Here is a 26,091-nt window from a genome sequence, read left to right on the forward strand (position 1 = left end):
TGTGAATTTCGGGCGGATAATTCTACCGATAAGATCTCGATCAATCCACAAGATCTTGCGATCTTTTTGTAAAAATAGATCAATAAATTGGTTGCAATCATTTGTATTATAAAATTTAGCGTTTTTATAACTGATATCAATCAAAGTGCTTTATTTATTTGCAAGTCTTCAATCCCGGTTTAGGCCATTTAAATAGCTTGTTAACTCATAGTAAGAATGTCTAATTGCTAAGGGAAGAAAAGATGCAAAGACTATTAGGATTAATGTTTATAATGAGTGTTTGAATACAATTATTTTTGTTCGGAGCCAGTTGGATTTGAATATACAATCTTAATTATGTTCCCGTTGCGAGCGTCGAAAGGCGCTCGGGGTTTGCTGAGTAACCCGTGCGAATTCTCTATTAAAATTTGATTTTGTTTGGAAGCCTGAATCAAAATAGATTTGAGTGATGGGGTTATCTGTGCTGATCAATAATTGTTTTGCTCGTTCAATTCTATATTCGTTAATTACTTGCGACACATTACGCCCATAAACCTGATTAATTGAAATAGATATTTGTCGTGCTGGAATACCTGCCTTTCTTGCTAGCCTGTCCAGTGTTAAATCTGGATCTAAAAAGACTTCTTTTGTAGTGATCAATGAATCTATTTTGCTTACTATTTGGTTTATTTCTATTTCTGCTAATACTGAGGAAGAGGATGATTTTAGTTTCTCCGCTGATCTCGCTTTACTACCTTTTTCAACTCTTTTGTGATTTTTTTCTTTATCGTTTATTTCCTCATGTTTACTTCTAGGCACCATGCTTAAACTCAATACCACTACCGTTCCGGCAAGAAAAGGCAAAATAATAAAATAGCCAATAGCTATGATATTGACTGCGTGGGCCCCATTATATAAAGAAAAGTCTATTCCAATGGCGAGCATCGATAATGGAAGAAATAATAAGGATTAGACCCGCATAACGTTCAGCTTTTTGCGTGTTATCTACATCAGAAAGGCGAACTTGCTCAGGGATCCCATTGATGTTCAATGAAGATCTAATCAACGCAATGCCATAACCGAGATATAAAATCGCAAGCAATACATCTATCGGCGGTTGCCAAAAAGCGTAAGTTAGTGAACTAAGAATAACGCATATAGGGGGTAAAACGTGGATGAAATATAATTTTTTCAGGCGATGGGCGCTAGCAAAGCAATACCAAGCAACAACAGGAATACAAGAAGCAAGAATCGGTTGTAGTGCTTTAAATATGGCAAGTTCTGTTGTCCATCTTAAGCCAACAATACTTGAGGTCACGGTACATAACGCAATAAATATAAAAGCAGACTGCGTTGTTTGATCTCGACGGAGGAATAAAACCACGGCCAAAATTGCTAATAGTAAAGATGCAACAAAAGGTAATGGAATGGCAATCATATAAATCCTTTTTTAATAATGTAGCTCCTACTAAGTCTCAAATCGTCATCTAGGACGTACTCGATCCTGTTTAAGTACGCAATCTCTTCCATGATAACGTAATTTTAACTCATCTTATAACTAAACAAGGAGAAGGTAATGAGTTGGTATTTAGATGCTTGGGTACGTTATGTGCAATTTTCTGGTCGAGCTACGAGAGAAGCTTTTTGGATGTTTATGCTATTTAATCTGCTGATCACAGTTCTACTTATCTGGATGGAAATTATTTTTAACATTCCAAACATATTAGATGGTACATATAGTTTGTTGGTTTTTTGCCCACTTTATCTCTTATTATTAGACGCTTACACGATACGAATCGATCTGGCTGGTGGGGATTAATTATTCTTGTACCTGTCATTGGCATAGTAACGCTAATCTATTTTTTAGCTATGCCAAGCAACAAAGAAATTAATCGATTTAACCTAGAACAATTAAAAGGAGAGGCGTTATGAAACATCGACAACAAATGAAAACTAATATCCAGGTATTAAAAGATATATTCTTAATTATTGTCCTGAGTTTATATACTTCAACGTCTTTTTCTAATGAAGTAGATGACCAAATTAGTCAGCCTTTAAAGATGGAATACTCGATACCTGATGGGGTCGTAGGTGTGATAATTATTGACTCAACTAGGATGGGCAACTTATTACAACTTCGCGGTATTGTTGGTAAGGGAGTATTAGTTACTAAACAAGATATTAAACAAGCTTGTTTTGTTTCTCGTTTGAGATTAGTGGCCGGAGGTTTTGATGGGTCTAATGTTTCAATACATTCAAGTACACCTATACAACTGAATATATACGCTCAAGAAATTATTGATAAATTAGAAGCTGGAGTTGAAATTATTAGTAAAGATTATTTAATTATTGATCATGTCGCAGAAGGTGTTGGTGATATTCAAATTGTAACAGGACTAGGTCTTAATCATGGTTTTGTTTTAAACCCTGGAGAGTGGTCCTGGTCAACATTGTTTGATGAAAAGAAAAAGGAAGTTATTTGTTAGTATTTATTAATACTATAATTTGGGGTTAGGTTGGTGAAGCTTGGATGGACCTTTTATGAATTCAAGCCTTTCTTTAAAATACTATTATCCATTATTATCAACATTCGAGCATAATCTTTGATTATAGATAAATAAAGCATTTTATTTAAACAAAAATGAAAGATCTCCGATAGATCCTTGCTTATTAATGGTGCTTCTATATAATCCACTCACCCAAACTTTCGAGTATGGCAAGCAATCGAAATAGACCCTTTTAAAGTGAATTCTTTGAAGGGGAATTATTTAATGTGCTTGAAAGAGATATCTGTGATTGACTTTTAGTCGATCAATACATAGAATTTGCTCTCTTTTTAATCGGCTAACCTTTTTACTTTGTTATTTGAATCAACTTTTATAAGTTTTTTAAACATCCAAACTGAAAATATTAGCTACTGTACAGTACTTAACATAAGTGGAAAAGAGCATGAAACGTACTTTTCAACCAAGTAATCTTAAGCGTAAGCGTTCACACGGTTTCAGAACTCGTATGGCGACTAAAAACGGTCGTAACGTACTAGCTCGTCGTCGTGCTAAAGGTCGCGCAAGCTTAAGCGCATAATTTTTCCAGACGTGGTAAATTATTCGTATTCTCGGGAGTTACGTTTGTTAACTCCTGAAGATTTTCAACCTGTTTTCAAGAATGCTGTTCCAGCAGTCTCACCGCATTTAACTCTTCTTGCTCGAAAAAATACTTTAAATCACCCCCGCATTGGTATGGCTATACCTAAAAAGCATATTAAACGCGCTGTAGGGCGTAATCGTATTCGTCGTGTAGTTAGAGAACAGTTCCGTCATCAACAACACCAGTTACCAGCAATTGATATTGTTGTAATTGCTAAAGCCGGTATTGCTGATTTATCAAATCAAGAGATTGATAAGGTTATGGATAAATTATGGCGAAAATTAGTGCGGCGTTGCAGTGGATAGCAATTAAGCTTATTCGTGCTTATCAATTAATCATCAGTCCGATGATTGGACCGCGTTGTCGTTTTACGCCAAGTTGTTCATATTATGCGATCGAGGCGATAAAATTACACGGAATCGTAAAAGGATGTTGGCTAGCGGCTAAACGTCTTATAAGATGCCAACCATTAAGTGAAGGTGGTTACGATCCAGTGCCTACTTGTTGTCATAAAAAGAGTCATATAATAGATTCAACCAATAATAAAAGAGATTAAGAAACGTTATGGAATCCCAACGCAATTTATTGTTACTTGCCCTGCTATTTGTAAGCTTTTTGCTTTATCAAGCTTGGGTTGAAGATCAAGCCCCAAAACCTGTAGTCGCACAAACGACAGAGCAAACTACTAGTGCTGTGCCAAAAAGCGACAATTTTAGTGCTGACGTACCTGCATCATCAACGAGCAGTTCAGTTGATAGTGAAGTACCTACTCAGTTATCAACTAATGAATCTGTTATTTTAGAAAGTGATACTTTACGCCTAGCTATTTCCTTAATTGGTGGTGATGTTATTACTGCTGATTTATTAGAGCATGCGATTGAGAAGAATTCAGATCAACCATTCCGTCTATTAGAAAATGACAATGGTTTTACTTACATCGCACAAAGTGGTTTGATTGGTCAAGGACCTGATTCTAATAAAAAAGGTCGTCCTTTTTATAGTACTACCACAGAACAAAGCGTATTAAATGAAGGTGAAAATGAAGTTTCAACTTCATTACGTTTTGTTGATTCAAATGGTAATGTATTTACAAAAACATTTACGCTACAACGTGGTTCTTATGTTGTTAACGTGAGTTACCAAATTGAAAATAACACTAATAGCGCTTTAAATGTTCAATTATACGGACAATTGAAAGAGTCACTTCAAGAAACAGGTACAAACATGATGATGCCTGTATATCGTGGGGGTGCATTCTCTTCGACTGATACGCGTTACCAAAAATATAGTTTTGATGATATGCAAGATGCGCCATTAAACAAGACAACAACGGGTGGTTGGGTAGCAATGCTACAACATTACTTTGTGTCTGCTTGGATACCTGCAAGTGATCAAAGCAATGAGTTGTACAGCCGAATTATTCAAGGCAAAGACGACGCTATCGGCTTCAAAGCACCTGTAGAAACGATTAATGCAAATAGTATTGCTAATATCGAGACAAATCTTTGGGTTGGTCCTAAATTACAAGATGAAATGGGCGTTGTACGCTGAACACTTAGACCTAACTGTTGATTACGGTTGGTTATGGTTTATTGCACAACCTTTATTCCAACTATTGCTTTTCTTCCAAGGTATTGTTGGTAACTGGGGTGTGGCAATTATCTTAATCACCTTTACGGTTAAAGGTTCGTTATATCCGTTAACTAAAGCGCAATATACGTCAATGGCGAAGATGCGTCTTTTACAACCTAAGATTCAAGCATTACGTGAGCGTTACGGTGAAGACCGTCAGAAAGTATCAAAAGCTATGATGGAAATGTACAAGACTGAGAAAGTTAACCCATTAGGTGGTTGTTTCCCAATTCTTCTACAAATGCCTATTTTCATTGCTCTTTACTGGTCATTAATGGAATCTGTTGAATTACGTCATGCACCATTTATGTTATGGATCCAAGATTTATCGGTTCAAGACCCATACTATGTACTACCGTTATTAATGGGTGTGAGCATGTTCTTTATTCAGAAGATGTCTCCATCACAAGTACAAGATCCAATGCAACAGAAAATCATGAAGTTTATGCCGGTAGTATTTACCTTCTTCTTCCTATGGTTCCCTGCTGGTCTAGTACTTTACTGGTTAGTAAGTAATATTGTTACACTGATTCAACAAACTTATATTTATAGACAGTTTGAAAAACAAGGTATGGGTGCGAAGAAGTAGCCCTTTCACTCCTTGAATATAAAAAGGCGACTTCTTGAGTCGCCTTTTTGCTTTTTAATACATTATCAGCATCAACAGATTAACGAGTGGTTATTATTATGATTGAAGTAACAGATACAATTGTTGCACAGGCGACAGCTACTGGCCGAGGTGGCGTGGGTATTATTCGTGTTTCAGGCCCTGATGCTGAAACAGTTGCTAAGGTTATTTTAGGAAAAGTACCTAAGGTTCGTTATGCGGAATACCTACCATTTAATGATCAACATGGTGATGTATTAGACCAAGGTATTGCATTACTCTTCAAGGCACCAAACTCTTTTACCGGTGAAGACGTATTAGAGTTACAGGGACACGGCGGTCCGATGGTAATGGACATGCTTATCAAAGCGATACTTACCATTAAAAACATGCGAAGCGCTAATCCCGGTGAGTTTTCCGAGCGTGCTTTTATGAATGATAAGCTCGATTTAGCGCAGGCAGAAGCCATTGCAGATTTAATTGAAGCAACATCAGAACAAGCGACTAAAAGCGCCCTGCATTCACTACAGGGCGAATTTTCCAATAAAATTCATGAATTAGTTGAAAGCTTAATACATCTTCGAATTTATGTAGAAGCCTCTATTGATTTCCCAGAGGAAGAAGTCGATTTCTTAAGTGATGGAAAAATAGCTAATGATCTCTATCAAATCATTGATAACCTAGAATCGGTGAAAGCACAGGCTAAACAAGGTGCGATATTACGTGATGGTATGAAAGTGGTGATTGCTGGTCGTCCAAATGCAGGTAAATCAAGCTTGTTAAATAGCTTAGTGGGTAAAGAAAGTGCCATTGTTACCGATATTGCTGGTACCACGCGTGATGTTATGCGTGAGTATATTCATATTGATGGTATGCCATTACATATTATCGATACAGCGGGTTTACGTGAAAGTGCTGATGAGGTTGAGAAAATAGGTATTGAACGCGCATGGGCTGAAATAAACACAGCAGATCGTGTTTTATTTATGTTAGATGCAACGACAACCGATTCGCAGGACCCCTATGAAATTTGGCCAGATTTTATTGATAAACTGCCTGATTCCGTTGGGTTAACAGTAATACGTAATAAAGCAGACTTAACAGGAGAGTCCTTAGAGATTAGTGAACATGATCAACACCCTGTTTATCGTATTTCTGCAAAAACAGGCTTAGGCTTGCAACCTTTAAAAGATCATTTAAAAGATATTATGGGTTATCAAGGCTCAACGGGTGGTGGCTTTATGGCGCGTCGTCGTCATTTAGAAGCGATTGATAACGCTGAAAAACACCTACAGGAAGGAAAGGTACAACTTGAAGTGTATCAAGCGGGCGAATTACTAGCAGAGGAATTGCGTTTAACGCAACAACACCTTAGCGAGATCACCGGTGAATTTACCTCGGATGATCTACTTGGGCGTATCTTTTCTAGCTTCTGTATTGGTAAATAACCTCAGTAAATCCTGGTGCTTCTTAACTTTTAAAATTTCGCTATAAATGGCTAAAATAATTTGATGCTTGTCACAAATTTGCCATGTATGCAGGTTAAGCTCTTTTTCGTCAACAGCGACTGCGCTGATGTACTTAATTGAATTTATCATAATTTTAAAATAAAACATGGAAGCATCATGAGAAAAACTCTATTAGCAACTGCAATTTTATCAGGTCTAGTTTCTACTGCTGGTGCGACAACTGTATACGATAACGACGGCACATCATTAAAAGTAGGTGGTCGTGCTGAAGCACGTGGATTATTCAGTGACTCAGTTGATGGTACAATGGAAGATAAAAGCCGAGCGCGTATTAACTTTTCTGGTAAAACAAAAATCTCTGAAGACCTATCTGGTTTTGGTTACATGGAATATGAACTTCAACCATCAACAAAAGATGGTTCAGACTTAGATAACCGTTACTTATTTGCTGGTCTTAGTACTAACGTAGGTGATTTTTCATACGGTAAGCAAGACACTGCTAATATCCAAGTTTCTGGCTTAACTGATATTGCCTCTGCACACTCTGGTCAACAGGAATATATTGATAGTGCTTCAAGCAAAGCGGAAAATACTTTCTTATATTCTGGTACGCTTTCTGAAGCTTTAACGCTACAGTTTGATTATCAAGCAGTAGAAGATAAAGATATGGATGCACTATCTGTATCTGCTCTTTATGCCTTTGATTCAGGACTTGAATTAGCGACTTCTTATGCTGATCAAGATGAAGCTGATCAAATAACATTTGGTGTGGCGTACACATTAGATGATTTATATCTTGCTACCACTTATGCAATGGGTGCGGTTGATGCAACAACTGACTTCACTTCTTTAGAAGCGACGATTCAATACAAGTTTACTAAAGAGTTTCGTATGATTGGTATTGTAGGTATTGCTGAAGAGGAAGTGGGATCTGTTTCTTCTGATACTGAAGATTTCTATGCCCTAGAAGCACAATACCGATTCAATAAATCACTTCGTACTTACGCCTCATACAAATTTAACAATTTAGATGCGACTAGCGAAGAAGATGAATTAATTGTTGGTCTACGTTACAACTTCTAAACCTTGTTAAAGCTTTTAATAATTTAAGTCCCAGTATCCCTGGGGCTTTATTGTTAAATTCCTTTATTACAATAAAAACCTTGTGAGAGATCGACCATTGCAATATGGAGAAAAAGTAATAAAAAAATTAGGGTTTTTTATTAAAATAAAACAACAAACAAAATAACCTATTGATTTTATTTGTTATTTTATTTTTCATTTTTTAATGGCAAATATATTAAGCATTTATTGTATTTAAACTGCTCGATATCGTCGTATTATCAACTCCGTAAAGACCGAGGCACATACAGGATGTAAGTATCAACGGATTACATTGTCAGGATGACAAGTTGGACATTCTCAGGATGAGAAGAAATAAAACAGGATGTTTTATTGTTAAGGATAACAAAGGAACACACTACAGGATGTAGTTAAGGAACACCTTTCAGGATGAAAGGAATATAATAACTAGGATGGTTATTATTAGTCAGGAAGACAAGTGAAGGACACCTCCTAAGGAAAGGGAGATGATTGATAAACAGGATGTTTATCTTATACGGAAGTAATAAGGAAATGCCCAAAGGATTGGGAAGTGGACGCCTAGTTTGGCATAGTCAAAGGGATGCAAAGCAGGGAGCAACAACTATCATGGATATGATAGAATGACTATTTTAGGGCGACTTCAGGTCGCCCTTTCCATTTTTATTGACTCTATTTTAATCTTTCTTTTAAACAACCTGGTAAATTGGGGTATTTAAACTGAAAGCCAGCCTCTAATAATTTACTTGGTTTTACTCTGGTACTTGATAATAAAAGTGCTTCTCCCATCTCACCAAATAATAATTTTACAATAATTCCCGGTAGTGGAAAAATACAAGGACGATTAAGTTGCTTACTTAAGGCAATGCTAAAGGCTTTATTGGTTTCTGCTGTTGGAGAAACTAAATTAACCGGACCAGTAATATTAGAGTGTTCAATTATAAATTGAATGGCATGACAGACATCTTCAATATCTATCCAGCTCATGTATTGTTTGCCGGATCCGATTTTACCGCCAGCACCAGCTTTAAAAGCAGGTAACATTTTAGCTAAAGCACCGCCCTGTTTACTCATCACAATACCCGTGCGTATTTTTACTAGACGTGTTTGCGGTGATTGTATTGCATCACAACTTGCTTCCCATTGTTTTGCTAAATCAGAAACAAAATCTTTCCCCGCATCACTATTTTCATTAACTAGGGTTTGCCCTGTTTCGCCATAAAAACCAATTGCTGATGCATTAATAAATAGTTTAGGTGGTTTCTGTTTAAAGTGTTCCACCAATAATGATGTGGTTAGTAAACGGCTATCTAAAAGTTGTTGCTTTCTTTTTTGTCCAACGACCATCGCCGATATTTTCACCGGCTAAATTAATCACAATATCTGGTTCGCAAAAATCTTTTAAATGAAAGGTTGCTGTGTCAATGTCCCAATAAGGGTGTTGATCCTGCTGATATCGCAATAATCGCCCTACCTGATAACCCTGTGCTTGTAAAAAAGCCACAAGTGCAGTGCCAATTAAACCAGAAGAGCCATTGATTAATATTTTCATTATATTTCTCCGTCTATAAGAGAGTTTAGGTTAAAATGTTCCTTTACTCTTATTTTATAAAGGTTAAACCCTTCATGCTTTTGATGATCGACAACTATGATTCGTTTACTTATAACCTAGTTCAATATTTTGGTGAGTTAAAGCAATACGTTGTTGTTAAGAGAAACGATCAAATTAATTTACAAGAAATTGCTGATTTAAACCCAGATCATATTGTTATCTCTCCTGGCCCCTGTACACCTAATGAAGCGGGTATTTCATTAAGTGTTATCGAACGATTTGCGGGCCAAATACCATTATTAGGAGTTTGTTTGGGTCATCAAAGTATTGCCCAGGTTTTTGGTGGTGATGTAATACGTGCTAAGCAAGTGAAACACGGCAAAAACTCCCTAATTGAACATGATAATAAAGGTGTTTTTACAGGGTTAAATAACCCTTTAGATGTGACACGTTATCATAGTTTGGTGGTTAAAAAAGAGACCTTACCTGCTTGTTTTGATATATCAGCGCTGGCATTAGATAGCCATGAAATCATGGGAATTCGTCATAAAAGTTTAGCTGTTGAAGGTGTGCAATTTCATCCTGAAAGCATTATGTCAGAACAAGGTTTACAGTTACTTAATAATTTTATTCAACAAGTGCGTAATTAACTTGGACTTCGTGCTTCAATGCTGTTAATTTATGCAGTTATAGTGCATAAATATTCACGTTGTCTGTTATTTATTTTTTAGTTTTTCAACACATTAAAAGGAACATATTATGTCAAACACTCAAATTACGCGTCCTCTCTTTGATCAAATTATGGTGCCAAATTACGCACCACTAAATATGATTCCAGTGCGCGGTGAAGGTTCTCGAGTGTGGGATCAAGAAAATAAAGAATACCTAGATTTAACTGGTGGTATTGCGGTAAATGCCCTAGGTCATGCACACCCAGAATTAATCAAAACACTAACAGAACAAGCACAAAAAGTGTGGCATATTAGTAATATTTTTACCAATGAGCCAACTTTAGAGTTAGCACAAAAACTAGTTGATAATACCTTTGCTGAGCGAGTGTTTTTTGCAAACTCAGGTGCTGAAGCAAATGAAGTCGCTTTGAAATTAGCTCGTCGTTATGCACAGGATAACTATTCAAAGGATAAGACAGAAATTATCGCTTTTTATCAAGGTTTTCATGGTCGTACCTTTTTTACCGTGACTGCTGGTGGACAAAAAAGTTATTCCGATGGATTTGGCCCTAAACCCGCTGATATTACACACCTTGAATATAATGATTTAAGTGCACTTGAAGTCTGCTATTTCAGATAAAACCTGTGCCGTAATTTTAGAGCCTTTACAGGGAGAAGGAGGGGTTTTACCTGTCTGTAAAAAGTTTGCTATCGCAGTACGCGCTCTATGTAATAAACACAATGCATTAATGATTTTTGATGAAGTACAAACAGGTATGGGCCGTACAGGTCACCTATTTGCCTATATGGGATTAGATGTCGTGCCAGATATCCTTACCTCAGCAAAAGCCTTAGGTGCAGGTTTTCCGATTTCAGCTATGTTAACAACGACTAAATTAGCAAATTGTTTAACCGTTGGGACACATGGTACAACCTTTGGTGGCAATCCATTAGCCTGTGCTGTTGCAAGTAAAGCCTTTGATTTAATTAATACACCAGAAATGTTGAGTGGTGTTCAGCAAAAAGAAGCGTTATTTAGAGAACTATTGTTAGAAATTAATGAACAATATGCTGTCTTTAAAGAAATTCGTGGCACAGGGCTTCTATTAGGCGCTGTATTAAATGAACAATATGCTGGTCGTGCTAAAGACTTTTTCTTAGCAAGTGCATCACAGGGTTTATTAGTTTTGATAGCAGGAGCAAATGTTATACGTTTTGCACCAGCCTTAAACATTAGCGATGCTGAAATTAAGCAAGCAATCTTGCAGTTTAAACTTGCGGTACAACAAGTTGTTGAGGCTTAAAGCTCTGCATTTTTAAGGGATCTAGGTATAATGCTCTCCAATGGTTGCCTTAAAAACTTTTAAGTGTTTTTAGCAACACAAATAATTTTTGTAAAAATTCAGATTCACTAGGGTGGATCTGAGTTTTTAGTACATATTGAAAAATAGTTTTCGAATTGGGAGCTCAAATAATGAGACGCGAATTAGCACTTGAATTTTCTCGAGTCACAGAATCAGCCGCTTTAGCGGGATATAAATGGCTAGGTCGAGGCGATAAAAACACCGCTGATGGCGCGGCGGTAGAAGCAATGCGCTTGATTTTTAATCAAATTGATATCGATGGCGAAATAGTTATTGGTGAAGGCGAAATTGATGAAGCACCAATGTTATATATTGGTGAGCACGTTGGTACAGGCAAAGAAAATGCTGACGCAGTTGATATTGCGGTCGATCCAATTGAAGGTACACGTATGACTGCAATGGGGCAGTCAAATGCATTAGCTGTTTTAGCAGTTGGTGAGAAAGGTAGTTTTTTACGTGCACCTGATATGTACATGGAAAAATTAATTGTAGGGCCAAATGCAAAGGATGCGATTGATTTAGAGCTTTCTCTTGAGCAAAACTTAAAAGCCATTGCTTTTGCCTTAGGTAAGCCTTTAACAGAGTTAACTGTTGCGACTTTAGCTAAACCAAGACATGATCGTATTATTAAAGATATGCAAGGCTTAGGTTGTCGTGTGTTTGCAATTCCTGATGGTGATGTTGCAATATCTGTTTTAGCTTGTATGCCAGATAACCAAGTTGATGTTTTATATTGTATTGGTGGTGCACCTGAAGGGGTTATATCTCGTCGCCGTTGTGCGTGCCCTAGATGGTAATATGCAAGCGCGTTTAATTCCGCGTCCAATGGTGAAAGAAGCATCAGAAGAAAATATTGCCATTGGTAAAGAAGAAGTACGCCGTTGTGAAGCACAGGGAATCGAAGTTAATAAAGTACTAAAACTTGAAGATCTGGTTAAAAATGACAATGTTATCTTTGCTTGCAACCGGAATTACTAAAGGTGATTTAGTGGAAGGTGTTAGCATTAATGGGCGTATGGCAACAACAGAAACTTTATTAGTTCGTGGTAAATCACGTACTGTGCGTCGCATTCATTCAATTCATTACCTTGATCGTAAAGATCCGAAACTGAAAGAGATTATTCTTTAGATTGAAATGATTTCGATAGAGAAAAACTAAAAAGGTGCTTTTAAAGCACCTTTTTTATTTTCTTAATTATTTTCTTAACTTAACGCTAGAGACTTGATGATTAGTGGCTTTTTTAAGGATCAAATTGGCTCTATCTCGTGTTGGGCGAATATTTTCCTGTAAATTAATACCGTTGATTTCATCCCAAATTTTAGCGACTGTAGTAATGGCTTCTCGTTCACTCATTTTTGAATAACAATGAAAATACGCATTAGGATCGGTAAAGGCACCCTCACGGAATTTAAGAAAACGTTGAATATACCATTGCTTTAATAGATCTGTATCAGCATCAACAAAAATTGAAAAATCAACAAAATCAGAAACAAATACCCGATGTGGATGATTAGGGTAATTAATTGCAGTTTGCAATACATTAAGCCCTTCTAAAATGACAATATCTGGTTGCTCAACGGAAACCTGTTGATTAGGTAAAATATCATAGGTTAAATGCGAATAAATTGGCGCTGAGACTGAGTTTTTACCTGATTTTATATCTGCAACAAAATCAACTAATGCTTTTATATCAAAGCTTTCTGGAAAGCCTTTTTTGTGCATTAAGTTTCGAGCAACAAGATCTTTATTAGAACGCAAAAAGCCATCGGTAGTCACTAATGTAACTTTAGGGTGCTGTGGCCAGCGAGAAAGTAACGCTTGCAATATACGTGCTGTGGTACTTTTACCTACTGCGACACTACCTGCAATACCGATAATATAAGGTACGTTCTGATTGGTTGAATTTAAGAATTTATCGCGCACTGTATGTCTATATTGCTGTGCTTTGACATATAGATTTAATAGTCGAGAAAGAGGTAGATAGATGTCTCTTACTTCATCAAGCGACAAAGACTCATTGATACCTTGTAAATGTTGTAAGTCTTCCTCAGAAAGCGTTAAAGCAACATTGTCACGTAAACCAGCCCACTGGTTCTCGTTCAAAGTTCATGTAGGCGGTGTGATGATTACTCGGGTTTAGTTGCATTTTTTTCTGCTTCTTGCTCGATATAAACAGAGTTAGCTTTATCCTGTGGATCATCGATGAACATATGGTATTGAGGCTGCTGGTTTAATCAGCCTTTCAAAAGGTTTACCAGTGTTTGTTGTGATTGTTCAATACCAAAAAATAAGGGGCCTTTTAAACGTTCAAAGGTCGCATCGAAGTCACTTTTAACCCAAATACTATAATCATATAGTTCTAAATAAGCGCTTTGCAGAAGATATACACCTTCAATAAGGATTATTTCAATGTTTTCGAAGTTGTAATCAACTCTTCTTGGGTTAAGTACATCATCTAGTTGAACGAAGGTTTTAACACTACCAAACAATTTAAGGGGTAGGATTAACTGTTCAACCATTTCATCTAAGCGATAAGCATTTAGATAATATTCTTCAGGGCTATTCATCACATTAAAGCGAACTTTTTCAGGGGCTTCCCAGTCATCGGCATGTACGATGGCAACAGAAATACCTTCTAAACGTAATGCTTGCGCTACTTTTTCAGTTAAAGAGCGTTTACCACCACCTTCTATACCACTAATAGCGATAATTTGAGCTTTACTAGAACCTTTTTGGTTATGTAAATCTCGTAACACAGATTTAATCTGTCGTCGCATTATTAAATACAGTTTTCAAAGAGACTTCTCCATTTATCATCTCCGAGCATTATACTCGTAACCTATCAAGATGCAAAAAGCTCACATTTTAAACAATAACAGATATAAAAAAGGCCACAAAAAGTGGCCTAAAATCAAACAGTCGTTAAGTTATATTTACTTATTTAAAAATAAAATAGGCAAATAATTCAATTAACCTTGTTTGTTGGTTAAGAAAGTAACCAATTCAATAAATTCATCGGTGCTTTTTACAGAGCTGGTAACAACTTGATATTTACCATTAACGATTAAAGTCGGAACACCACGAATATTAAAAGTTTCTGTATTACGTTTCATTTGTGATGCATTACCAGTTGCTGAAAAGCTCGCTAGTGCGACAGTTGCTTCAGATTTAGAAACGCCTGCTTTTTCAAAAATAGCAACAATATCTTCATCACTTGTAAATGCTTTACGTAGAGTATGAATTTGATCGAAGATTAAGCTTGCTACTTCATCTTCAACTTCTAATAATTCCGCGATTGCATATGCCTGTGTTAATTTAGGGCCCATTGCTTGGCCTAAAAAGTTAACATGATTCTTTTTGATTTCTACATCTTTGTCTAATTTCGCTTCAAGTTGTTTCATTAAAGGTTCAAATGAAAAACAGTGTGGGCAGTAAAAGAGAAAAACTCCGTGACTTCTGGTGTCGCAGTTGCTGTTTGTTTAACAACTTGGTAATGCGTGCCTTCTTTAAAATCAGCGACCTGTATTGATAATGGCAATAATATTAAGCCAGCAAAAAAGCAAAAAACTTATTCATTGTGTTTCCTTTAATAGTTATTTTTTAATACTCAGGCCACACAGAAACAGGAGGCGCTTGCATATTAGTGATTTGTTGTTGCAATGATTGTAACAACTCTTGCCAGTATTCGTCAGTGGAAAACCATGGAAAGTTCAATGGAAAAGTGGGATCTGACCACCTTTTGTTGATCCAGCTCACATAATGGATGATACGCATGCTACGCAATGCTTCAATAAGTGCAAGTTGTTTTGCATCAAAAGCAAGCTCTTGTTCATAACCTTCTAATATTGTTGATAGTTGTAATTGTTGCTCCTGTTTGTCTCCACTTAATAACATCCATATATCTTGAATCGCAGGGCCCATCTTACAGTCATCAAAATCAACGAAATAAGGTTTGTTATCATTCATCAATATGTTACTCGCGTGACAATCACCATGTAGACGAATAGCTTTAAAATCATGTTGTTTAAACAGTTGTTTTGCTAATTTTTTAACTTCATCCATAGTTGCAAATAGTTGTTCTGCGATGTGCTCGGGAATGAGGTTGCTTTGTTTTAACTGCTTGATCGGTAAAGTTAACATATTTTTGCTATCGAAATTTTCTCGTGCTTTAAAACTGCCTTTACGACCTATTTTATGTAATTTCCCGAGCGCCACACCTACTTCATAAAGATGATCTAGATTATCTACCTCTAAACTTCGGGCTGACAGGCTTTTAAATAAAACAAAATAATAGCCCTGGAACTCAAATAAGGTTTGTTTTTTAATTGAGACTGGAGATGCTAATAAACAGCCCTTCTTTTTGAGCTCTAAGCTAAACTCATGTTCTTCAAGTAATTGTTGTTTGTTCCAACGTTGTGGGCGGTAAAACTTAACCACATAACGAACTTTATTTTCGTCGCTAAAAAGGCAAACCCTATTTTCATAGGAGTTTAATTGAATTAACCCCGTGTCAGGATAAATGCCAACACTTGCAAGTGCATCAAGTTGTAATTCAGGGGTTAGGGATAAATAACTAAAATTTGAATTTGGCATGTTTGTCTCTAAAAAAATGGCGCTGAAGCGCCATTTTAGATTGATATCAAACAAAGTCTATTAAACAAGCGAACTATTCACTATTTAACAGGTTCACACAAGGTGACTATGATCCAGTAAAGAAGGGGCTTTGTTGTTCTATTTCCTCGACATCATCACCAGTACTGGTTAGTTTAATGGTGATCATTACCTTCTTCTGTTTAATATCATAGGCATCAACGGCAATTGAAATAGGTTGCGTTAATATTTCTCCTGATTCAATAACAATAGTCTCAGGGCCGATTAGTTGTGCGCCTTCAAGACCAGAAAATGAAAGCTTATAGGTTTGTGTTTCAATGGTTTTATTAAGTAACTTTAAGGTGTAAGTATTTTCGATCAAACCTTCACTGTTTTCACGATACAGTGCACTTCGGTCTCTGACAATCTCCATTTCAGCACTGCTTAAATTAACGATATTAGTAATAAACATACCTATCATCACTAACAACATTAAACCATAACCGATTATTTTAGGACGTAATACTTTGGTTTCTTTGCCTTCTAACTTTTGCTCTGAGGTGTAAGAAATAAGTCCTTTTTCATAACCCATTTTCTCCATTGTTTCATCACAGGCATCAATACAAGCACCACAGTTAATGCATTCGTATTGCAAGCCATCACGAATATCGATACCGGTAGGGCAGACCTGAACACAAAGGTCACAATCAACACAGTCGCCTAAGCCAAGTTCCTTAGGATCAGCTTTACGACGACGAGGACCACGAGCTTCACCACGTTTAGCATCGTAACCAACTATATAAGTATTTTTATCAAACATGGTTGATTGAAAGCGTGCATAGGGGCACATATGTGTACAAACAATAGAGCGCATCCAACCAGCATTGGCATAGGTAATAGTTGCAAAAAACAAGATATTAGCTGTGACCGCAAAGCTTGAATTAAAAGTGATAAAATTAATGTACAGTTCATCGATAGGTACAAAATAAGAACAAAATGCCAGGCCGGTCAGCAATGAAACAATTATCCAACCTGTATGTTTAGCGGCCTTTCGCCAAATTTTATTAAAGCTCCAGGGCATTTGGTCTAAACGTTTGCGCTTATTAGCAGAACCTTCGAAACGTTCTTCAAACCAAATAAAAATAAAAGTCCAAACGGTTTGTGGGCAAGTGTAACCACACCAGACACGGCCAAGGTAAGTGGTTATAAAAAACAGAGCAAAGGCGGCAATAATAAATATCCACGCCAGTAGTGTTAAGTCCTGTGGGAAAAGTGTCATATTAAAAATATGATATTGCTGTTTACCGATATCAAACAAAACCGCTTGATGACCATTCCAACGAATCATAGGTAATGCAAGGAATAGAACGATCAGTCCCCAACCAGTATAACGACGAAGTTTTTGGTATAAACCATAAACAGCACGCACATAAATTCGGTTACTTGGGTTATAGCGATCAACATTGGATTGTGTTGAGGTTTTTATCTCTTTTATTTTTATGCGTTCAGTCATTTTTGCACCTTGGATACTACGAAAGCAAATATTATATAGATTATATTAGGTTAATCTAAAGTAATTATTAAAAGTGGATGATGTTGTCGTGATGATGATCTGTTAAATGGGCAGGAAAATAGGATATGTGCAGTTTATTTTACATTAATAAACGACGACACTTTTTATACATAAAAAAGCGCCGTGCTTGATTAATAATCATTCCTATATTAGACCACGTGCTTTTAATAATGCGGTTTGAAAATCGTCTTCACAATCTTTCTTAATACCAGGGATCATAGCGCCTTCTTCAGTCTGATCCATTTTAAGATGATAAATAATAACTTCATCAGTTAATTTTTCTAAAGGTTCTTTAAAGCCAGCTTCTTGACTAAGTTTCGCTAACACTTCCATTAAGCTTAGATCTTGATTTTTTAACCAATAAGGTTCTATTAACTCAATAATTTCATTGATACGATGACATTGCATATTATTCTCCTTTCCCTAGTTTGATAAATTATGACGTAATTCAGTTAATACCTGTTTAGCGCTTGGTTTTAAACCTCGCCACATCGCAAAGCTTTCTGTCGCTTGACCTACTAACATACCTAAACCATCAATGACCAGTCTTGAACCCAATTGTTTAGCCCATTTATTAAATGCAGTTATTTCAGCACTATAGGTCATGTCATAAATTGCTGTTTCAGGGCGAACTAATTCCGCACTAATAGGTGCAATTTGACCACTTAAACCTGCCGAGGTTGAGTTAATAATCAAATCAAATTCACCATCAAGTTGCTCAAGTGAACTGGCTTTAATATTACCAAAATCTTTAAAAATCGTTGCTAGGGTTTGTGCTTTCTCAAGAGTACGATTAGCAATCACTATTTCCTTGGGTTTTTCTGCAAGCAAAGGGCCACATACGCCACGTGCTTGCACCACCAGCGCCAAGTAATAAAATACGTGCATCTTTTAAGTTAACGTGATTATTTCTCAGATCCAACACTAAGCCAGCACCGTCGGTATTATCACCAAGAATAATGCCATCATCGGTTAGTTTGAGAGTGTTTACCGCTCCGGCTAAGGTTGCGCGTTCAGTGCGTTGTTGAGCATATTGGAAAGCTTGTTCTTTAAAAGGTGCGGTAATATTGCAACCTTTACCCGCGGCATCAAAAAACTCTTTTAAGGCTTTTTCAAAGCCATCTACTGGTGGTTCAATTGCACTGTAAATCAGCTGTTGTGCCGTTTGATTGGCAAATAAAGTGTGAATAAAAGGGGATTTACTTTGCTTAATAGGGTTACCAAAAACAGCGTACTGATCCATGCAAGCTCCAAGATAAAGGGTTATTTTAATGCTAATAATCTAGCATAAATATATGCGTTACAATATAGAAAGACAGTAAAAACAGTAGGTGATTTAATTTTTAATAAAATTAAGCGAACACAATAAGAATTATTTTGTGTTAGATTTAAATTATCCCCCTCAGAGAAGATCAAATATAGTGAAGAAACGTATAGAGTTCCCTCTTTTTGAAATGACAGTTATTGGCATTTTAGTGTTTGTTTTGCTTATATTTGCTTTGCCTAAATATATGGATGTCGGCAGAGAGGCGCGCATAAAAACATTAAATGCGGTGGCGCTGAATATTGATTCAGTTAATCGCTTGATGTACAGCCGAGCTACCATAAAAAACCTGCAACATATCCCCCTTCAACACTCCGATGTGCTTGCTGGTGACGAAGTTAGTATAAACTTAGTTTATGGTGAAATTGTCGCATGAACTAGGATGATTTAATTAATGTTGGGGTTAGCTCGTTAATTACCTTTGAGAAAACACAACAGTCAGGTGAAATACGTTTGTATTTAAAAAACCATAGAAATGAAGGATGCTATATTAATTATCAGCAGGCTCACCCCGTAAAAGCTTCTAATACATCAATAACAGTGATTAAAAAGGCGAGTTATCAACTACAAACTAGCGATTGTTAAGCTAAGCCATTTCATATTAAGCCATTAACAAGCGTAACCACATACCAAAGGGAGAAGTAAAACCAGTTGTTACTGAGCTGATTTCTCCTTTGTTAATAATAAAAATAGTTGGTGTCACTGAAACGCCCCAATCTCGACCAACTCCGCCTTTAGCATCATTGATAACATCAAAGTGATAGTCTTTTGCCTGTAAATATTGCTTAACGCGTTGTGCTTCCCCTGAATTAAGTGCAACTGAAATCACTTGATGGGTATTGGAAACAAGCTCAACGGAAGGGGATACGGTCGTACATATGCTACACCAAGTTGCCCAAAAATAGACCAAAACAGGTTCTTCTTGGCTCATTTCGATTAGGTTTATATTATCACCTTGAACTGATTGCATAACCAGTTCAGGTGCTTCTCCTGAAGCCAAGGATTGGCTACGCCAAAAATCCACGCCCCAACCAACCACAATTGCTAATAAAATAAATAGGGCGATTTCCTTTAACCAACCGAACCATCCTTTTCCTGATTTATTACTTGGCTTTTTTATCTGTTTATCATTACTCATATTATTCAGCTTCCGAGATAGCATTCAGAATGGCTTCACTACTTAAAACAGTCGACAACTCAATGCCTTGTGGTGCATTCGGGCCATAAACAATATTAAAGGGCACACCATAACGCCCGTAGGATTGTAGGTACTCGGTGACTTTATCAGAACGAACCGTCCAGTCTCCTTTCATAAGAATAATGTTATCCGCTTTTAATGCACTATAAACTGGGTTTTGTAATATCACGCCAATCTTGTTGGCTTTACAGGTGACACACCAATCAGCGGTAACATCAACAAATACGGTTTTGCCTTGATTGACTTGTTGTTGTAATTGAGTGGTATCAAGCGGTTGCCAAACAAGATCTGTAGCCAAAGGTGTTGCCCAATGTTTTGCCGTTAAGCTACTAATCAATAAACCTAATGCACTTATTAATAACAAACTAGCAAAAGTTATTAATAAAGTACGTTTACCGTGTTTTTTAGCAATAAGCACAAACAATAACAGTAATAGCAATAACCCAGAGAGAATCACAAAGGTTATACCAATAAAGCTTGTTAATAGTGTTAATAACCAAAGGCTGGTGGCTAAAATCATTAATGCAAAAATGAATTTAACGATATTCATCCATTTGCCAGGTTTGGGTAACAATAGGGCGATCGAAGGAAATAGGGCAATGAGCAACCAAGGCAGTGCCATGCCTAAGCCTAATGCGGTGAAAATTACAAACATTTCAGCAATTGAAGCGCCTAATGCAAAAGCAACAGCAGTACCAAGGAAGGGCGCACTACAAGGGGTTGCTAGTAAAGTTGCAAACATACCCTGTAAATAGTGGCCTAAATATGAATGACCACCTTTAGTCGCTAACCAAGTTTGTACATTGGAAGGCAGTTGAATTTCAAAAAGCCCTAACATATTGGCACCAAAGACTGCCGTAATAGCAACCATTGAGGCGATAAAATAAGGGTTTTGGAATTGTATTCCCCAGCCTAAGGCTTCTCCTGAGAGTTTTAATAACAGTAAAAAAGTAGCTAATAACCAAAAAGAGCTAACAATACCAAAAGACGAAGCTAAAAATTGTTTGCGTATATGTGCTTTTTCAACATCTTGGGTTCCTAAAATAGAACTTAGTTTCATGCCTAATACTGGTAAAACACAGGGCATGATATTCAGGATTAAACCGCCGAGTATGGCGATAAAAAACATAGTCATAATATTATTATTGCCACCAGTGTTGATAATCGCCTGATTGCTACTGGTAGAGATCAGTTCTGCAGTAATATTAGTATCACTGACTGTTGCGTGGATCTGTGTATTACTTAAATTAACATCACCCGCCCAGCTATAAGCATCATAGGTTGCGGTGACTTGTGTTTCATTTACCGTTATTTTAGGTGTTGAAAAAAAGATGCCTTCTAATTCAGGTTGTTGAAGATCAACAAAAATATCAGGGTTTTGCCAATTTAATTGATTATCTATTTGCACTGTCAGTTGTTGGTTATTTTGATCCCAGTAAGATTTAACTGACTTAATAGATAAATTTCCCTTTCCCTCTGCCATTTGTTGTTCATTTATTACAACTGGGACAGCACCTACAGCCTGTGCATAATGAAAGGCAATATCTTGATCAACAATAAGTTCATTTGGGTAGAAAGCGATATCAATATCATAATCGCTTAAGACACAAATCGTGGTACAAGAGGCAATGGTAAATCTGCCTTTTAATATTGTGTAAGCATTTAAGTCAGTTAATTCAATGGTGAGGGGTAATTGCACTTGATGTTTATAACCAAGTGTATCCACACCTAAAACAGGGTAGCGTTGAGGAGCAGGCCAAAACCAATTAATATTATTAATATTTTGAGATTCTGTTTGCCAATCGAAGGCTGGAGCGACACCTCCTTCACCAGGAGACCGCCAATAGGTTTTCCAATCATCTTCAAGAACAACATCTAACAATAAATTTGCCGTTTTATGGTTTTTATCAATCTGCCCTGTTATTTGCATTTGAACTGAAACAGGAGGATGCTGGGGGCTAATTAACCTTCCTGTATCGGTTTGAATTAAATCAGCACTACGCACAGCCAAGCTGTTAAACATTAGAAGGCAAATCAGCAAGCGCATAAAAAGTCGGAAATTAATCAAAAGGAAAGCTCCAAATAGTGATAACTTGATTATAAGACAGGGATAAACGAAGAAAAATTTCAATTAACTTAACAGTTTATCAGAGAAGCTAAAACCTAAAAAGTTCCCTAATAAATAACATCTTTTTACTGTATCGTCGCTTATATCTGCAACTGTACCTATTATGTTTTCTTATTTGTTTAATAATAAGGAACAATTCATTCTCGAAGAGTTAAATATGGCATTAAAAGACTTAATAACCGGCATTTTAGTTATGGCATTATGGGGGATAAATTTCTCCGTCATCAAATTAGGGGTGAGTGAAATCGATCCTTTATTAATGACGGGTTTACGTTTCACATTTGTGTGTATTCCGATGATCTTTTTTATCAAAAAGCCAGATGTGAGTTGGTCTTATTTAATCGCTTACGGACTTATTTTTGGTATTGGCATTTGGGGAATGGGAAGTTGGTCTATTGAAGCAGGTCTATCGGTCGGTATGGCGTCGGTTTTATTACAGATGAATGTCGTAATGGGCATGTTTTTGGGCTATTTATTGTTAAAAGAAAATATTTCAAAGCAGAAACTGATCGGTGCATTGATTGCGATAGCTGGATTGTTGATGAGTTTAACCGTGAGTGATGGCTCTGTGACAGGTAAAGGTTTTGCTCTGATTTTGTGTGCGAGCACTCGCGTGGAGTATCTCGAGTATCATCATTAAACGTTTCTGGCACTAAGCAAGTATTTGCTTTTTCGATTTGGGCAATTGCATTTGCACCTCTGCCATTATTTTTAATTGTATTTCTGCAAAGTGGCAGTGAACCCTTTATCGTTTTAACCTCTGAATTAAATAGTCGAGTTATCTTTTCGGTTTTATTTCAGGCTTATCCAACCACGTTATTAGGTTATTGGGTTTGGAATCGGTTATTAATGAAATATCCTTTATCAACGGTTGCACCATTAACCTTGTTGGTGCCTATTTTTGGTTTATTAGGTGGTGCATTGTTTTATCAAGAGCAAATTGGCTTAGTTAAAGCACTTTCCTGTTTTATGGTTATCAATGGTCTTTTGATTGGATTATTAAGGTTTAATTATATGCCACTACAGAAGCTGTTTTTAGTAAACGATAACGGTATCATTGACCTAACTAAATAAGGTTTAAAAGGAATATAAATGAATTTTCAAGTCGCCATTTTTGATATGGACGGTCTGTTATTAGACACTGAACGAGTTTGTATGGATGCATTCAGTGGTGCCTGTGATTTTTTAAACATTCCTTTTATTGAAAATACTTATTTAAAAATTATTGGTTGTAATGCACAGGGTATCGAGAAAATACTAACTGATGGCTACGGACATTTGACCGATTATGAACCCTTACGTAAAGCCTGGATGGATAGGTATCATCCGATTGTTGAAACTCAGGCGATTCCAGTAAAAGAAGGTGTGCTTGAATTATTAAACTGGTTGAAGTCAAAACAAATCCCTATTGCCGTTGCAACCTCATGCCATCGAGAGTTAGCGATCAACAAGCTTAAATTAGCTGGGCTGTATGAATACTTTGATCATTTAAGTACCGGGTGCGAGGTAAAACAGGGCAAACCACACCCTGAAATATTTTTATTAAGCTGCGCAACGTTTACAGGTTTTACCTGAACACTGTTTAGCCTTTGAAGACTCAAATAATGGTGTTCGTTCAGCGGTTGCCGCTAATATGCAAGTCTTTCAAGTACCCGATTTAGTTTCACCCTGTAGTGAAGTCATAGCCTTATCGCATACCATTAAAAAATCATTATCAGAAGTCCAGCTACACTTAGAGAGTAGCCATTCGCCACTACAAACCAATGCTATCTAATATTTCCTGAAAAACAGATTCACGTTGCTTACTGTTTAGGTTTGGATATAAGCGACATAGTCTGATGGCTTGGGAAAACTTTCCCTTGCCTAGTACGCTGAGTACACGAGTAAATAACTGTTCATCTAAGAAAAATGTTTTTACGGCATGAGAAACCGCATCTTCTAAACGAGTATAAACCACACCATCAAACTCAAAGGGCTGATGCTCTTTTTCTTCAATAAGCTGATCATTATTAATAATAATATCCCAGCCTTTGTAGTTGATGCGAGCCTGCATCATTTTAAACATTGGCCAAGCACTACGTTTAAAACCTTCAAAGGCACTGCCTTCTAATTCTGACTCTAGAAGTTCTTGCTCCGTCCAATTAGAACCTATGCTTAATATTTTTTGATGCTTTTTTACTAGGCCTTGTTTAATCGCATCGCGGTAAGCGTAAATTGAAGTAAATGCACTGCGCTGAATAATAGAAGCGCACTCATTGCGACTAGGTAGACAGATCGGTTCATGATTAACAATGTTCGCTTCATAGGCTTTTTTAGGGAAATTGATGTTTTTATCCTTTGGCTCACCACAAAACCAACAGGTGTTGCGATAATTAAAAGGAATTTCGATTAAACAGTGATTAACGATGTGAGGGCTCCTAAAAAGGTTATGCTTTAAGTTATTATCGCTTTTATATTGGGTAAGCTCAATCTGCAATATGGGGCTTTTAAACTGGTGAGTTTGTAAATAACCTCAGTTCTGGATAAGCAAAACGATACAGTACCGTTATTTACGCGTATTTCTGCGTTAAATCATCTCCCAATAACCCGTTATTGCTTCGATGATTCTCCTTGAACTACGCAAAACTAACAGCACTGTATGTTATATTTTTTAAGCTATTGAAGTTTAATGTTATTTCGCTTTCATTATCCAGAACTGAGATTAAATACTAAAAATAATTTCAAATAGTAGTAATTATCATTTGCATTTGGGTTTGGTGATTGTTATTATCTCTTTCGTTGATTTGGTGCCTTGCACAGCATCATTTTGACTGCTTTGGTTAGCTAGAACCCTGCCTAAATCCTTCGGGCAGGGCTCTAGCCCAAATCCTACATACTTTCTCTTTTATTCTGCATTTTCATAACAACTTCCATTTTAAATAAACGCAATTGGTATTATTTTCATCTTAAATTCATTATTCTATTCAGCAATTAATTTATTTTAGCCCTTAAAGAGAGACAACATGATTGCATTTATCGGTAATATTATTTGGTTATTGTTTGGTGGTATTTTCATGGGACTGGCATGGTGGATAATCGGCTTATGCGCTTTTGTTACTATTATTGGCATTCCATGGGGTAAAGCTTGTTTTATTATTGGTAACTTCTCTTTCTTACCCTTTGGTAACGAACCCATTGATAGAAAATACCTCTCTGGAAAAGAAGATATTGGAACCGGAGGATTAGGTTTTATCGGTAATGTAATTTGGTGTGTGTTAGCGGGTTTTTGGCTAGCTTTAGGGCATTTAATTTCAGCAGTTGCCTGTGCAATCACCATTATTGGTATTCCTTTTGCTATCCAGCATTTAAAATTAGCTGTCATTTCCTTTGCACCAATCGGGCAAACAATTGTACCTAAAGAAGTAGCACAAAGAGCACGGGTCGCTAATGAGACACGCATTTAATCCAGCTTACTTCAATGAATAACTTAACTCCTTAATAAAGGGCGCTTCCTTATGCACCCTTTATGCACCCTTATTTCAGCTTTCTCCTTCTGAAGTATTACAAATCAATGTAAATGTTAAATGCACGACCAAATTCTGCCTTTTTGTTGTTAACACTGCATGTTTTCTGTCTATCTACATGATTATTGTTTGATAATAGAACTTAATTCATTGGTTATTTAGCTAACTTTGATATATTGAATCAAATTAAAGTAAATAGCATTGTTCTGTCTATCCGCTGGAAAGGCGGAATGATTCTGTTTAGTAAAGCTG

The 26,091-nt window shown here is 36.7% G+C and carries 25 protein-coding genes and 6 pseudogenes; 16 read left to right on the top strand and 15 right to left on the bottom strand.

The features are described from left to right. Window positions 1-330 precede the first annotated feature (330 nt). Window positions 331-813 carry a helix-turn-helix domain-containing protein gene (locus tag ACLKMH_RS03120; protein ID WP_413700825.1) on the bottom strand — a complete coding sequence of 161 codons (483 nt, stop codon included), beginning with the start codon at window positions 811-813 and terminating at the stop codon, window positions 331-333. 76 nt (window positions 814-889) lie between these two features. Next, on the bottom strand, window positions 890-1,417 hold the full coding sequence (locus ACLKMH_RS03125; RefSeq protein WP_413700826.1) for a hypothetical protein: 528 nt from the start codon (window positions 1,415-1,417) through the stop codon (window positions 890-892). Window positions 1,418-1,633: 216 nt separating this feature from the next. On the opposite strand from ACLKMH_RS03125, the pseudogene ACLKMH_RS03130 reads away from it, so the two are divergent. From ACLKMH_RS03130 to ACLKMH_RS03165, 8 genes and pseudogenes are all read left to right on the top strand, one after another. After that, window positions 1,634-1,911: pseudogene (locus ACLKMH_RS03130) on the top strand (DUF805 domain-containing protein). Continuing rightward, complete coding sequence (locus ACLKMH_RS03135) at window positions 1,908-2,465, top strand: hypothetical protein (protein ID WP_413700827.1); 558 nt, start codon at window positions 1,908-1,910, stop codon at window positions 2,463-2,465. The pseudogene ACLKMH_RS03130 and the gene ACLKMH_RS03135 overlap by 4 nt, the downstream one beginning before the upstream one ends. 463 nt (window positions 2,466-2,928) lie before the next feature. Beyond that, window positions 2,929-3,063: a 50S ribosomal protein L34 gene (gene rpmH, locus ACLKMH_RS03140; RefSeq protein ID WP_101109083.1), complete on the top strand. Its 135-nt coding sequence runs from the start codon at window positions 2,929-2,931 to the stop codon at window positions 3,061-3,063. 11 nt (window positions 3,064-3,074) lie between these two features. Then, complete coding sequence (gene rnpA, locus ACLKMH_RS03145; RefSeq protein WP_413700828.1) at window positions 3,075-3,431, top strand: ribonuclease P protein component; 357 nt, start codon at window positions 3,075-3,077, stop codon at window positions 3,429-3,431. After that, on the top strand, window positions 3,398-3,682 hold the full coding sequence (gene yidD, locus ACLKMH_RS03150) for a membrane protein insertion efficiency factor YidD (RefSeq protein WP_413700829.1): 285 nt from the start codon (window positions 3,398-3,400) through the stop codon (window positions 3,680-3,682). Before rnpA ends, yidD begins: the two co-directional genes overlap by 34 nt. An 8-nt stretch (window positions 3,683-3,690) precedes the next feature. Further along, window positions 3,691-5,347: pseudogene (gene yidC, locus ACLKMH_RS03155) on the top strand (membrane protein insertase YidC). A gap of 98 nt (window positions 5,348-5,445) precedes the next feature. Then, window positions 5,446-6,813, top strand: a complete 1,368-nt coding sequence (mnmE, locus tag ACLKMH_RS03160; protein ID WP_413700830.1) for a tRNA uridine-5-carboxymethylaminomethyl(34) synthesis GTPase MnmE — start codon at window positions 5,446-5,448, stop codon at window positions 6,811-6,813. 177 nt (window positions 6,814-6,990) lie between these two features. Then, window positions 6,991-7,917, top strand: a complete 927-nt coding sequence (locus ACLKMH_RS03165) for a porin (RefSeq protein WP_413700831.1) — start codon at window positions 6,991-6,993, stop codon at window positions 7,915-7,917. A 690-nt stretch (window positions 7,918-8,607) separates the two neighbouring features. Here the strand turns inward: ACLKMH_RS03165 and ACLKMH_RS03170 are convergent. Both ACLKMH_RS03170 and ACLKMH_RS03175 read right to left on the bottom strand, forming a co-directional pair. Next, complete coding sequence (locus ACLKMH_RS03170; protein ID WP_413700832.1) at window positions 8,608-9,282, bottom strand: TIGR01777 family oxidoreductase; 675 nt, start codon at window positions 9,280-9,282, stop codon at window positions 8,608-8,610. Continuing rightward, the gene (locus ACLKMH_RS03175) at window positions 9,242-9,487 is read right to left on the bottom strand and encodes an NAD-dependent epimerase/dehydratase family protein (protein WP_413700833.1); all 246 of its coding nucleotides are present in this window, start codon (window positions 9,485-9,487) and stop codon (window positions 9,242-9,244) included. The genes ACLKMH_RS03170 and ACLKMH_RS03175 overlap by 41 nt, the downstream gene beginning before the upstream one ends. Before the next feature lie 74 nt (window positions 9,488-9,561). Between ACLKMH_RS03175 and ACLKMH_RS03180 the strand changes: the two genes are divergently transcribed. The 3 genes and pseudogenes from ACLKMH_RS03180 (at window position 9,562) to glpX (ending at window position 12,651) form a co-directional block, all read left to right on the top strand. Next, window positions 9,562-10,137, top strand: coding sequence for an aminodeoxychorismate/anthranilate synthase component II (locus ACLKMH_RS03180; protein ID WP_413700834.1), 576 nt, complete (start codon window positions 9,562-9,564; stop codon window positions 10,135-10,137). Window positions 10,138-10,246: 109 nt separating this feature from the next. Continuing rightward, window positions 10,247-11,462 (top strand): annotated as a pseudogene (locus ACLKMH_RS03185) (aspartate aminotransferase family protein). Between the two features lie 170 nt (window positions 11,463-11,632). Then, window positions 11,633-12,651 (top strand): annotated as a pseudogene (gene glpX / locus ACLKMH_RS03190) (class II fructose-bisphosphatase). Window positions 12,652-12,717: 66 nt separating this feature from the next. Here glpX and coaA read toward each other — a convergent pair. The 8 genes and pseudogenes from coaA to aroE all read right to left on the bottom strand — a co-directional run bounded on the left by coaA (window position 12,718) and on the right by aroE (window position 18,929). Beyond that, window positions 12,718-13,669: pseudogene (gene coaA, locus ACLKMH_RS03195) on the bottom strand (type I pantothenate kinase). 88 nt (window positions 13,670-13,757) lie between these two features. Beyond that, window positions 13,758-14,300, bottom strand: a complete 543-nt coding sequence (locus tag ACLKMH_RS03200) for a uridine kinase (protein ID WP_413700835.1) — start codon at window positions 14,298-14,300, stop codon at window positions 13,758-13,760. Window positions 14,301-14,492: 192 nt separating this feature from the next. Then, the gene (locus tag ACLKMH_RS03205; RefSeq protein ID WP_413700836.1) at window positions 14,493-14,924 is read right to left on the bottom strand and encodes a DsbA family protein; all 432 of its coding nucleotides are present in this window, start codon (window positions 14,922-14,924) and stop codon (window positions 14,493-14,495) included. Continuing rightward, window positions 14,924-15,061 carry a hypothetical protein gene (locus ACLKMH_RS03210; RefSeq protein WP_413700837.1) on the bottom strand — a complete coding sequence of 46 codons (138 nt, stop codon included), beginning with the start codon at window positions 15,059-15,061 and terminating at the stop codon, window positions 14,924-14,926. Before ACLKMH_RS03210 ends, ACLKMH_RS03205 begins: the two co-directional genes overlap by 1 nt. Window positions 15,062-15,123: 62 nt before the next feature. Further along, window positions 15,124-16,116 carry a serine/threonine protein kinase gene (locus tag ACLKMH_RS03215; RefSeq protein WP_413700838.1) on the bottom strand — a complete coding sequence of 331 codons (993 nt, stop codon included), beginning with the start codon at window positions 16,114-16,116 and terminating at the stop codon, window positions 15,124-15,126. A gap of 106 nt (window positions 16,117-16,222) precedes the next feature. Further along, entirely contained in the window at window positions 16,223-17,626 is a 1,404-nt protein-coding gene (ccoG, locus tag ACLKMH_RS03220; protein WP_413700839.1) for a cytochrome c oxidase accessory protein CcoG, read from the bottom strand. A 204-nt stretch (window positions 17,627-17,830) separates the two neighbouring features. After that, window positions 17,831-18,094, bottom strand: coding sequence for a YihD family protein (locus ACLKMH_RS03225; RefSeq protein ID WP_413700840.1), 264 nt, complete (start codon window positions 18,092-18,094; stop codon window positions 17,831-17,833). Window positions 18,095-18,109: 15 nt separating this feature from the next. Continuing rightward, window positions 18,110-18,929: pseudogene (gene aroE, locus ACLKMH_RS03230) on the bottom strand (shikimate dehydrogenase). Between the two features lie 178 nt (window positions 18,930-19,107). On the opposite strand from aroE, the gene ACLKMH_RS03235 reads away from it, so the two are divergent. Beyond that, a complete protein-coding gene (locus tag ACLKMH_RS03235; protein ID WP_413700841.1) occupies window positions 19,108-19,386 on the top strand; it encodes a hypothetical protein in 279 nt (92 codons plus the stop codon). 225 nt (window positions 19,387-19,611) lie between these two features. Here ACLKMH_RS03235 and ACLKMH_RS03240 read toward each other — a convergent pair whose 3' ends face one another. After that, window positions 19,612-20,148, bottom strand: coding sequence for a redoxin domain-containing protein (locus tag ACLKMH_RS03240; RefSeq protein WP_413700842.1), 537 nt, complete (start codon window positions 20,146-20,148; stop codon window positions 19,612-19,614). A 1-nt stretch (window position 20,149) separates the two neighbouring features. After that, window positions 20,150-22,231, bottom strand: a complete 2,082-nt coding sequence (locus ACLKMH_RS03245) for a protein-disulfide reductase DsbD family protein (RefSeq protein WP_413700843.1) — start codon at window positions 22,229-22,231, stop codon at window positions 20,150-20,152. Window positions 22,232-22,493: 262 nt separating this feature from the next. Between ACLKMH_RS03245 and ACLKMH_RS03250 the strand changes: the two genes are divergently transcribed. Genes ACLKMH_RS03250 through ACLKMH_RS03260 form a run of 3 tightly spaced genes read left to right on the top strand, consistent with a single transcriptional unit; the run spans window position 22,494 to window position 23,911 of the window. After that, entirely contained in the window at window positions 22,494-22,976 is a 483-nt protein-coding gene (locus tag ACLKMH_RS03250) for an EamA family transporter (RefSeq protein ID WP_413700844.1), read from the top strand. Next, window positions 22,934-23,410 (top strand): EamA family transporter, encoded by a 477-nt coding sequence (locus tag ACLKMH_RS03255; RefSeq protein ID WP_413700845.1) that lies wholly within the window; start codon window positions 22,934-22,936, stop codon window positions 23,408-23,410. The genes ACLKMH_RS03250 and ACLKMH_RS03255 overlap by 43 nt, the downstream gene beginning before the upstream one ends. Before the next feature lie 18 nt (window positions 23,411-23,428). Beyond that, window positions 23,429-23,911: an HAD family hydrolase gene (locus tag ACLKMH_RS03260; protein WP_413700846.1), complete on the top strand. Its 483-nt coding sequence runs from the start codon at window positions 23,429-23,431 to the stop codon at window positions 23,909-23,911. Window positions 23,912-24,089: 178 nt separating this feature from the next. On the opposite strand, the gene ACLKMH_RS03265 is transcribed toward ACLKMH_RS03260, so the two are convergent. Then, the gene (locus tag ACLKMH_RS03265) at window positions 24,090-24,812 is read right to left on the bottom strand and encodes a hypothetical protein (protein WP_413700847.1); all 723 of its coding nucleotides are present in this window, start codon (window positions 24,810-24,812) and stop codon (window positions 24,090-24,092) included. Between the two features lie 526 nt (window positions 24,813-25,338). Between ACLKMH_RS03265 and ACLKMH_RS03270 the strand changes: the two genes are divergently transcribed. Further along, the gene (locus ACLKMH_RS03270; protein ID WP_413700848.1) at window positions 25,339-25,779 is read left to right on the top strand and encodes a YccF domain-containing protein; all 441 of its coding nucleotides are present in this window, start codon (window positions 25,339-25,341) and stop codon (window positions 25,777-25,779) included. Window positions 25,780-26,091 lie beyond the last annotated feature (312 nt).

Source organism: Psychromonas sp. KJ10-10, from assembly GCF_047323245.1.
Lineage (GTDB): Bacteria > Pseudomonadota > Gammaproteobacteria > Enterobacterales > Psychromonadaceae > Psychromonas.

Bases quoted from the DNA above. Each gene is read 5' to 3' on its own strand.
- ACLKMH_RS03125 (WP_413700826.1), bottom strand. From the start codon at position 1,417: ATGATTGCCATTCCATTACCTTTTGTTGCATCTTTACTATTAGCAATT.
- ACLKMH_RS03135 (WP_413700827.1), top strand. From the start codon at position 1,908: ATGAAACATCGACAACAAATGAAAACTAATATCCAGGTATTAAAAGAT.
- rpmH (WP_101109083.1), top strand. From the start codon at position 2,929: ATGAAACGTACTTTTCAACCAAGTAATCTTAAGCGTAAGCGTTCACAC.
- yidD (WP_413700829.1), top strand. From the start codon at position 3,398: ATGGCGAAAATTAGTGCGGCGTTGCAGTGGATAGCAATTAAGCTTATT.
- mnmE (WP_413700830.1), top strand. From the start codon at position 5,446: ATGATTGAAGTAACAGATACAATTGTTGCACAGGCGACAGCTACTGGC.
- ACLKMH_RS03165 (WP_413700831.1), top strand. From the start codon at position 6,991: ATGAGAAAAACTCTATTAGCAACTGCAATTTTATCAGGTCTAGTTTCT.
- ACLKMH_RS03170 (WP_413700832.1), bottom strand. From the start codon at position 9,282: ATGGTCGTTGGACAAAAAAGAAAGCAACAACTTTTAGATAGCCGTTTA.
- ACLKMH_RS03175 (WP_413700833.1), bottom strand. From the start codon at position 9,487: ATGAAAATATTAATCAATGGCTCTTCTGGTTTAATTGGCACTGCACTT.
- ACLKMH_RS03180 (WP_413700834.1), top strand. From the start codon at position 9,562: ATGCTTTTGATGATCGACAACTATGATTCGTTTACTTATAACCTAGTT.
- ACLKMH_RS03200 (WP_413700835.1), bottom strand. From the start codon at position 14,300: ATGCGACGACAGATTAAATCTGTGTTACGAGATTTACATAACCAAAAA.
- ACLKMH_RS03205 (WP_413700836.1), bottom strand. From the start codon at position 14,924: ATGAAACAACTTGAAGCGAAATTAGACAAAGATGTAGAAATCAAAAAG.
- ACLKMH_RS03215 (WP_413700838.1), bottom strand. From the start codon at position 16,116: ATGCCAAATTCAAATTTTAGTTATTTATCCCTAACCCCTGAATTACAA.
- ccoG (WP_413700839.1), bottom strand. From the start codon at position 17,626: ATGACTGAACGCATAAAAATAAAAGAGATAAAAACCTCAACACAATCC.
- ACLKMH_RS03225 (WP_413700840.1), bottom strand. From the start codon at position 18,094: ATGCAATGTCATCGTATCAATGAAATTATTGAGTTAATAGAACCTTAT.
- ACLKMH_RS03240 (WP_413700842.1), bottom strand. From the start codon at position 20,148: ATGAGTAATGATAAACAGATAAAAAAGCCAAGTAATAAATCAGGAAAA.
- ACLKMH_RS03245 (WP_413700843.1), bottom strand. From the start codon at position 22,231: ATGTTTAACAGCTTGGCTGTGCGTAGTGCTGATTTAATTCAAACCGAT.
- ACLKMH_RS03250 (WP_413700844.1), top strand. From the start codon at position 22,494: ATGGCATTAAAAGACTTAATAACCGGCATTTTAGTTATGGCATTATGG.
- ACLKMH_RS03260 (WP_413700846.1), top strand. From the start codon at position 23,429: ATGAATTTTCAAGTCGCCATTTTTGATATGGACGGTCTGTTATTAGAC.
- ACLKMH_RS03270 (WP_413700848.1), top strand. From the start codon at position 25,339: ATGATTGCATTTATCGGTAATATTATTTGGTTATTGTTTGGTGGTATT.